Raw genomic sequence first — 1466 nt, forward strand, 5'->3', positions numbered from 1 at the left:
GGCCGCGCCCCGCACGCCGCTCCGTGCCCCATCCCGCGCGGGGCGCGGCCCGGCCCCCGGCCCGTCCCGGCGCGCAGGCCCTGCGGCTCGGCAGCCCGCGGCCCCGGCTGCGCATGATCGGCCTCGGGCTCAGCCTCGTCCTGATCGCCTTCACCGTGCGGCTCCTGCAGGTGCAGGCGGTCGACGCGAGCGCGTACGCGGCCCGTGCCAACGTCAACCGCTACATTCCGGTCACCCTCGCCGCCGAGCGCGGCACCATCACCGACCGCACCGGGGTGGACCTCGCCACCACCGTCGACGCCTACGACATCACCGCCGCGCCCGACCTGCTGACCCCCGAGCGGATCAAGGCCGAGGGCGCGGCGCACCAGGCGGCCGCGCTGCTCGCGCCGGTCCTGGACGAGCGGCCCGCGGTCCTGGAGCAGAAGCTCACCGCCAACCCCCGGTCCAAGTACGTCGTCCTCGCCCGCCAGCAGACGCCCCAGGTCTGGAACAAGATCAAGGAGCTCAAGAAGGCGGCCGCGAAGAAGGCGGCGAAGAAGCAGGGCCCCGACGTCCTCGCGGGCATCAACCGCGAGCCCCACAGCAAGCGCGTCTACCCCAACGGCGACCTCGCCGCCGGGGTGCTCGGCTTCGTCAACGCAGAGGGCCGGGGCGGCGGCGGCATCGAGGCCCAGCTCGACAAGGCGCTCGCGGGCCGCGACGGCAAGCTCGTCTACGCCCAGTCCGGCGGCCGTCAGGTGCCCACCGGCGACGTCAAGGAGCAGCCCGCCGTGCCCGGCTCCGACGTCGAGCTCACCCTCGACCGCGACATCCAGTGGGCCGCGCAGAACGCCATCTCCCGGCAGGTCGAGGAGTCGCAGGCCGACCGCGGCTACGTCGTCGTCCAGGACACCCGCACCGGCGAGATCCTGGCCATGGCCAACGCCCCCGGCTACGACGCCAACGACCTCGCCCACGCCGACGGCAACGCGCTGGGCAACGCCGCGCTCCAGGACGCCTACGAGCCCGGCAGTGTCAGCAAGGTGATGACCATGGCGGCCGTCCTGGAGGAGGGCGCCGCGACCCCGCTCACCCGGGTCGAGGTGCCCAACCGGCTGCCCCGCGCCGACCGGTCCTTCGCCGACGACGTCGACCACGCCACCTGGCACCTCACGCTCAACGGCGTGCTCGCCAAGTCCAGCAACATCGGCACGATCCTCGCCGCCGAGCAGCTCGGGAAGACCCGTCCGCAGGGCAACGAGGTCCTCCACTCCTACCTGCGGAAGTTCGGCATCGGCTCGCCCACCGGCCTGGGCTTCCCCGGCGAGACCCCGGGAATCCTGGCGAACCCGGGCAAATGGAGCAATTCCCAGCAGTACACGATCCCGTTCGGCCAGGGCCTGTCCCTCAACGCCGTCCAGGCCGCCTCCGTCTACTCCACGATCGCGGGCGGCGGCCAGCGCATCCAGCCCACCCTCGTACGC

The 1466-nt window shown here is 73.3% G+C and carries 1 protein-coding gene; it reads left to right on the top strand.

Annotated elements, in window-relative coordinates; all coding sequences use genetic code 11:
- A partial coding sequence (locus K6I34_RS36860; protein WP_238490344.1) for a penicillin-binding protein 2 occupies positions 1-1466 on the top strand: 1466 nt, incomplete at both ends.

This window comes from Streptomyces sp. UNOC14_S4 (genome assembly GCF_020740835.1).
GTDB lineage: Bacteria > Actinomycetota > Actinomycetes > Streptomycetales > Streptomycetaceae > Streptomyces.